The 6,222-nt window shown below is 63.0% G+C and carries 6 protein-coding genes; 4 read left to right on the top strand and 2 right to left on the bottom strand.

Annotated elements, in window-relative coordinates:
- The first annotated feature begins 123 nt into the window (after positions 1–123).
- Positions 124–702 (top strand): trypsin-like serine peptidase, encoded by a 579-nt coding sequence (locus tag AC4DF4_RS08930; protein WP_490047775.1) that lies wholly within the window; start codon positions 124–126, stop codon positions 700–702.
- Here the strand turns inward: AC4DF4_RS08930 and AC4DF4_RS08925 are convergent.
- Both AC4DF4_RS08925 and AC4DF4_RS08920 read right to left on the bottom strand, forming a co-directional pair.
- Entirely contained in the window at positions 650–1,438 is a 789-nt protein-coding gene (locus AC4DF4_RS08925; RefSeq protein ID WP_490047774.1) for an SDR family oxidoreductase, read from the bottom strand. The genes AC4DF4_RS08930 and AC4DF4_RS08925 overlap by 53 nt on opposite strands.
- A 72-nt stretch (positions 1,439–1,510) precedes the next feature.
- Positions 1,511–2,935: an alkaline phosphatase gene (locus AC4DF4_RS08920; RefSeq protein WP_490047773.1), complete on the bottom strand. Its 1,425-nt coding sequence runs from the start codon at positions 2,933–2,935 to the stop codon at positions 1,511–1,513.
- A gap of 101 nt (positions 2,936–3,036) precedes the next feature.
- On the opposite strand from AC4DF4_RS08920, the gene AC4DF4_RS08915 reads away from it, so the two are divergent.
- The 3 genes from AC4DF4_RS08915 (at position 3,037) to AC4DF4_RS08905 (ending at position 6,209) form a co-directional block, all read left to right on the top strand.
- Entirely contained in the window at positions 3,037–5,019 is a 1,983-nt protein-coding gene (locus AC4DF4_RS08915; protein WP_490047772.1) for a DNA gyrase/topoisomerase IV subunit A, read from the top strand.
- 49 nt (positions 5,020–5,068) lie between these two features.
- Positions 5,069–5,473, top strand: coding sequence for an NAD-dependent epimerase/dehydratase family protein (locus tag AC4DF4_RS08910; RefSeq protein ID WP_490047771.1), 405 nt, complete (start codon positions 5,069–5,071; stop codon positions 5,471–5,473).
- A 196-nt stretch (positions 5,474–5,669) separates the two neighbouring features.
- Entirely contained in the window at positions 5,670–6,209 is a 540-nt protein-coding gene (locus AC4DF4_RS08905; protein ID WP_490047770.1) for an Hpt domain-containing protein, read from the top strand.
- Positions 6,210–6,222 lie beyond the last annotated feature (13 nt).

Genomic DNA, 6,222 nt, shown 5'->3' with positions numbered 1-6,222 from the left:
ATTGCCGGGACGCGGTAGCGGGATGTGGCCATGCGCGAGTTGTGCCCGAAGGCGCAGAACATGTGCAGTAATTTGGCTCAATCAGCTGAAAACCAGATTTTTGCCGATTTTTAAAAATCCGCCGTGCGGCTGGATACGGAAGGGACGTTTTCTTTTGTCGGTGCGTTGGCGATTTCCAGCGGTGGAGGGAACTACAAAGGCTCGGCGGTCGCTTTGTCGCGCGAATGGGTGCTCACCGCGGGGCATAATGTGGATTTGAACGACGACGGTTTGCCTGACACCGCTTGGAGCGGCGCGTTTCATCTGCCGGGCTATGGTGCGTTCACCGTGACGGAGGCATTCACCCATTCCGGATTCACCGGCTTCGGCAATCCATCGGTGAATGACGATCTGGCGCTGTTGCGCCTGGGTGCGCCACTGCCGGTGGGGTTGGGATATCCTTCGCTGGGAACGGGGGCTTCCATTGGGGATTTTATCACCTTGGTGGGGTTTGGGCGTTCCGGTTATGGCAGTTATGGATACACCTCGAATGCCAGCCTGACAGATCGCCGATATGGTTCCAACGTGATCGACGGATTTGAACCCTCGGGACTTCTCATGGTGTCGTTTTCCGCGCTGCTTCTCATGCGGCGCGGGAGGGGGGATTTGGTCAAATCGTCATCGCGTGGAAGCCACCGTCCACGATCATTTCGATGCCGGTGATGAAGGAGCCGGCCTTGGCGGAGGCGAGGAGCAGCGTCGCGCCGATGAGTTCATCCGAGTTTCCGAAGCGCGAGGCCGGGGTCTGGCGGAGGATGTCGAGGACGCGGGCCTCGTCGAGCACCTTGCGGTTTTGCTCGGCGGGGAAGAAGCCGGGGACGAGGGTGTTGACGCGGATGTCCTTGTCGGCCCACTCGCGGGCGAGGTTGCGGCTGAGATTGTGCACGGCGGCCTTGGAGGCGGAATAGGTGAAGACACGCGAGAGGGGGTTGAGGCCGGAAATGGAGCCGAGGTTGATGATCGAGGCGGGCTGGGATTCATCGATGAAATAGCGGCCGAACACCTGGCAGGCGCGGAAAATGGCGGAGAGGTTGGTGTCGATGATGCGCTGGTATTCCTCTTCGGTGATGTCGAGGAACGGGGTCGGGGAGTTGGTTCCGGCGCCGTTGATCAGGATGTCCACCTGGCCGGAGCGCTTGAGGACGGTGTCGAGAAGCGACTGGAGGGACTCGCGGGAGGTCACATCGACCGGGACGAAGTAGCCTTTTCCGCCGTATGACTCGACTTCGGCGAGGCGCTTGGCGGCTTTTTCCGCGATGCGGCCGCCGAGGACGACTTCCGCGCCGGCGCGGGCGAGGCCGACAGCCATGGTGCCGCAGAGTTCACCGGTGCCGCCGATGATGACGGCGGTTTTGCCGGAAAGGTCGAAGAGGTCTTTGAGAAACGGGGCGGTCTGCATGAGGGGAGTTTTGTGAGGATTCGTATGACTGCCAAGCACGGATTTGACGGGTGGAAATCAACTCCGCAGGCTTCACGCCAGCATCTCCAGCAGATGCCCGAAGACGTCGGAGTTTCTCACCATGCCGGTGAAGCGGTCGGACTGCGGGCCGAGGGCGGAGATGAGCGTGGGGTCCGATGTGTGGGTGGTGCCGGTCCAGCCAATGCCGGTGTGGTTGCCGGCGAACTGGCCTAGCAGGCCTTCGGGTTTGCTGAGTTGTTCGTTCCACTCGACGACGGGTTGTTTTTCGAAAATCTCGAGCAGCGCGGCGGACTGGTCGGGCTTGAGGGTGAAGTCGAGGCGCTGCTTGATGAGGGTGGTGAGCTGGTCGGTGGTTCCGCCTTGGGTTTTCGCCCACTCGGCGAAGAGGCGCTCGTGGGAAGCCTTCATTTTCGTGATCCGGGCGAAGCTCTGGGTGCTCTCGGCGTAACCGCTTCCCATGCCGTTGAGGCCGGGGTTCGAGTTGCCGTGGTCGCTGGTGACGACTAGCAGGATGTCGTCGCGATTTCCGATGAGGGCGAGCACGGCGGCGAGCGCGTCGTCGAAGGCGAGTTGGTCGCCAAGCAGCGCGCCGATGTCGTTGAGGTGGGCGGCGTGGTCGATGCGGGCGCCCTCGATTTGCAGGAGAAACGGTTTGTCGCCTGGCAGGAAGCGGGTGAGCGCGGCCTGGGCCATTTCCGTGAGAGTGGGGACGGCGGCGGCCATCGCGGGGTTGTGGTCGCGGTCGATCGAGAAGGGGAGGTGGCCGCGGGTGAAGGTGCCGAGCAGTTTCTGCCCGCGGGCGGCGAGGAGCGCGTCGCGGGTGTTGACGATGCCGTAGCCGGCCTTGGCGAAATCGCCGGCGAGGTCGCGCTTGTCGGCGCGGTCCTTCGCGCTGAAATGGCCGGAGCCGCCGCCGAGCAGGATTTCCACGCGGTCGAGGTATTGCGGCGCGATGTCGTCCTCGTCGCCGCGTTTCGGGGCGATCGATGCGAACCCGGCGGGCGTGGCGTGGGTGATGGTGGCGGTGCTGACAAGGCCGATCCGCGCGCCTTTGTTTTTGAGGATGGCGGCGAGAGGGGTGATCTCCCGGCCTTCGGGGCTGACGTTGATGGCACCGTTGTTGACGCGCTGGCCACCGCCCCACGAGCTGGAGGCCGCGGCGGAATCGGTGACCATCGAGTTGGCCGAGGCCGTATCCATCAGGCCGCGGGCGGCGTTGCGGTCGTTGAGCAGCGACCACCACCGGGTGCCGCGCTTGCGGGTGAGATTGGAATAGGCCTCGGCCATCGTTAGGACGCCGGGACTCATGCCGTCGGACACCATGAAAACGATCCCGCGCACCTTGCGGGCGGGGCTGCCTGACGGTTCGGCGGAGGCTTTCGCGCCGGCGAGCAGCGCGGCGGCGCCGCTGAAGGTGGCGGCCTTGAGCCAGTCCCGGCGGGCGATTTCGCAGGTGTTTGTGAACGCGGATTTCATGCTTGATGATTAGCCGCCCGGGCGCGGACGGCAAGACCGGGAAACGATCTTCTCACCTCAGGCTTGCGCGGATGCTCCCGCTTCTTTAACCATCCGCCCTCATGACGCACGACCCGGACCAACACGCCTCGCTGGGGGAAATGTATTCCGACTATTTCCTCGATTACGCCAGCTACGTCATCCTCGAGCGCGCGGTGCCGCACCTTTACGACGGCCTCAAGCCGGTCCAGCGCCGCATCCTCCACGCCATGGACGAGCTCGACGACGGCCGCTACAACAAGGTCGCCGGGATTGTCGGAAACACGATGAACTATCACCCGCACGGCGACCAGTCGATCGGCGCCGCCATCGTCGGGCTCGGCCAAAAGGACCTGCTCATCGACACCCAGGGCAACTGGGGCAACACCCTCACCGGCGACGGCGCGGCCGCTCCCCGTTACATCGAGGCCCGCCTCACCAAGTTCGCCAACGAGGTCGTCTTCAATCCGAAAACCACCATCTGGCTGCCCAGCTACGACGGCCGCCGGAAAGAGCCCGACACGCTGCCTGTTAAATTCCCGCTGCTCCTCGCGCAAGGCGTCGAGGGCATCGCCGTGGGACTCGCTTGCAAGATCCTGCCACACAATTTCCATGAGCTCATCGAGGCGTCCATCGCCGTGCTGCGCGACCAGCCGTTCACGCTGGTTCCCGATTTCCCGACCGCCGGTATCATGGACGCCTCCGAATACCGCGACGGCCTGCGCGGCGGAAAAGTCCGGGTCCGCGCCCGCATCGCCACCGACAAGAAGGGCATCCTCCGCATCACGGAAATCCCTTTCGGCACCACCACCGGCGGCCTGATGGAGTCGGTCGTCGCCGCCGCCGACAAGGGGAAAATCAAGATCGCCAAGATCGAGGACAACACCGCCGCCCACGCCGACATCCTCGTCTATCTGCCCGCCGGCGCCGATCCCGAGCAGACCCGCGACGCACTCTACGCCTTCACCGACTGCGAGCTCACCATTTCCCCCAACGCCTGCGTCATCGTCGATGGCAAGCCGGTGTTCATGGCGGTTTCCGAGATCCTCCGGCGCACCACCTTCCACACCCGCAACCTGCTGGAATCCGAGTTGCAGATTAAACTCGGCGAGCTCGCCGAGAAATGGCACTTCAGCTCGCTGGAAAAGATCTTCATCGAAAACCGCATCTACCGCGACATCGAGGAATGCGAAACCTGGGAGGCCGTGCTCAAGGCCATCGACGACGGCCTCAAGCCGTTCAAGAAACTCCTCAAGCGCGAGGTCACCGAGGAGGACCTCGCCCGGCTAACCGAGATCAAGATCAAGCGCATTTCCAAGTTCGACTCCTTCAAGGCCGACGAGGAAATCCGCGGGCTGGAAAAAGGCATCGAGGAAACCGAGAAAAACCTCCGCAACCTCACCCGTTTCACCATCCGCTGGTATGAGGATCTCGCCAAGAAATATGGCAAGGACCGCGAGCGCCGCACCGAGATCGCCTCGTTCGAGCGCGTGGACCGGATGCAGGTCGTCGCCGCCACCGAGACGCTCTATCTGGACGCCAAGAACGGCTTCGCCGGCTACGGTCTGAAAAAGGACGGCGAGCCCGTGGAGAAATGCTCCACCATCGACGACCTCATCACCTTCACCCAGGACGGTAAGATGCGCGTCATGAAGGTGGCCGAGAAAGTCTTCGTCGGCCAGAAGCCGCTGCGCGTCGCGATTTTCCGCAAGGACGAGGACCTCATCTACTCGATGATCTATCGGGACGGCCGCGACGGCCCCATCCTCGCCAAGCGCTTCACCGTCGGCGGCGTCACCCGCGACAAGGAATACGACCTCACCAAGGGCAAGCCCGGCACCCGCGTCCTTTACTTCGCCTTCCACAAGACCAACGAGGAAAGCGCTGCCCAGATGCTGCTCGTCTATCTGAAGTCCGGCCTCCGCATGCGCAACCTCATCCGCCCGCTGCACTTCGCCGAGTTCGGCATCAAGAGCCGCTCCAGCGCCGGCAACCTCGTCACCAAGCACGGCATCGAGAAAATCATCCGCGCGCCCAAGGACTACGACCCCACGCTCGGCGCGTGACCGGATTTGAATCCGGTCCCTTCATGCCGGCCACCATCATCTCTCCGACATGAAAATCCTCATCACTGGCGGCTCCGGGTTCATCGGCTCCCACATCGGCGAGCACTATCAGGACAAGGCGGAGGAAATCCGCGTCCTCGACAACCTCCGCACCGGCTACCGCCACAATCTCGACGGACTCCGGCACACCTTCATCGAAGGCTCCGTCACCGACCGCGGGCTGGTGAGGAAGGCCATGGAGGGAATCGACTTTGTTTTCCATCTGGCGGCGCTCGTCAGCGTCCCCGAGTCCATGGCCAAGCCTGGCGAGTGCGTGGACATCAACGTCCACGGCCTGCTCAACGTGCTGGAGGAGGCCGCCGCCGCCGGGGTGAGGAAGCTCGTTTTCGCCTCCTCCGCCGCGGTCCCGATCTTCATTGAACCCGAAAACCGAAGTTGGATGATTTTGGGCTAAGCGGCGCAGTGTTTTTGCTCGGGTCCGCCGCCTGCTGTCTCATCTCTAGGTGGCTCGGGCGGCAACTTCGGCGAAGTTGCTCCTGGCCATTGTGAAATGTTGTCCAGCAGCGGTTTATGCTTTTCGAGACCACCCCAACTTTGGGCGATGTAAAGCGACCAGGACGCGAGGGGTTGTAGCCACGCTTGGCTCCCTCTTGGTTGCCACTGCGCTGGAAGACAGTGCTATCCAGATCGAGGCTGAATCCCGCCGCCGGCATCGGCCAGGAGAGCGCGAGCAGCCATTTCCAAAGGGGACGCCAAAACTCTTCGATGTGGCCTTGGCGGAAACGCAGGAAGAGGTTGCGCACGGTGTCGGTGCCGGGAAAACGATCGATGCCAAGCAGGGCGTGAAGGGCTTTGTCTGCCCGAAGCCAGTCGGTATGAGCCAAGCGGCGGGCTCCGGCCACCACCGAAATCATAAATGCCACAAGAGTTTGGGCCGGTGGGATGGCGTTGCGGCTGGTGTAGGTGAATGGCATCAGCCCGCTGATCTGCCCGGCCAGCCCAATCTTCTCGAAGAAGGCTCAGCGGCCATGCTCGGATTCACCGGTCTGTCGCGGCTCGCCGCGGAATGGGAACGCGGTTCTATCAGCGGAGAGATGCCGTCTGCATCCGACGCGTCCACCCGTTTCAAGACCATGGTCGAAGCCAGCCGCGTAATGGTGGCGGGCATCCAGGCTCGTGGAGAAGGGTGAACTGGTTCCGCGG

Source organism: Luteolibacter sp. (assembly GCF_058122085.1).
This window is presented reverse-complemented; position numbering and strand designations above follow the sequence as displayed.

What these genes read in the sequence shown, in the direction of transcription:
- AC4DF4_RS08910 (WP_490047771.1), top strand. Translation starts at nt 5,069, where the DNA reads ATGAAAATCCTCATCACTGGCGGCTCCGGGTTCATCGGCTCCCACATC.
- AC4DF4_RS08920 (WP_490047773.1), bottom strand. Translation starts at nt 2,935, where the DNA reads ATGAAATCCGCGTTCACAAACACCTGCGAAATCGCCCGCCGGGACTGG.
- AC4DF4_RS08925 (WP_490047774.1), bottom strand. Translation starts at nt 1,438, where the DNA reads ATGCAGACCGCCCCGTTTCTCAAAGACCTCTTCGACCTTTCCGGCAAA.
- AC4DF4_RS08915 (WP_490047772.1), top strand. Translation starts at nt 3,037, where the DNA reads ATGACGCACGACCCGGACCAACACGCCTCGCTGGGGGAAATGTATTCC.